The sequence below is a fragment of the Streptomyces sp. 4F14 genome (genome assembly GCF_048159485.1).
GTDB lineage: Bacteria > Actinomycetota > Actinomycetes > Streptomycetales > Streptomycetaceae > Streptomyces.
The window spans coordinates 1-343 of sequence record NZ_JBLRVY010000303.1 but is presented as its reverse complement, the minus strand read 5'-3'; the positions used below and the strand labels follow the sequence as shown (position 1 = coordinate 343).

1 protein-coding gene is annotated in these 343 nt (G+C 63.6%); it reads left to right on the top strand.

Annotated features, from left to right (window positions below; translation table 11 throughout):
• Positions 1-179 (top strand): anti-sigma factor (locus ACLZOT_RS50835; RefSeq protein WP_416976097.1); only part of this gene is annotated, 179 nt, incomplete at its 5' end.
• Positions 180-343: the final 164 nt, after the last annotated feature.

Here is a 343-nt window from a genome sequence, read left to right as displayed (position 1 = left end):
CCGATGTGCAACCGCGCTCCCTGGGCCTTTTCGACGGCGACACGCCCTTGGTCACCTCCGGTCTCGACAAATCGGCGACATCACTGGCTGTGACCGTCGAGCCCGACGGGGGGTCACCGCAACCCACCAGCCAGCCCGTTGTCCAACTCGCCCTGAAATCGGTTGGATTCGGAGAGTAATCGGGCACGAGTCGTCAACACCCTTACGGGGAAGGTGAATCCTGTGACCGCGATACACGAGTGCCCCACCGGGGCGATAGGGTTAACCTGCCCGGGCCGGGTGGACTCGTACGGGTGGGGAGTGACATGGATCAGATAACAGTGCGCAGCAGGGCAAGGGTCCC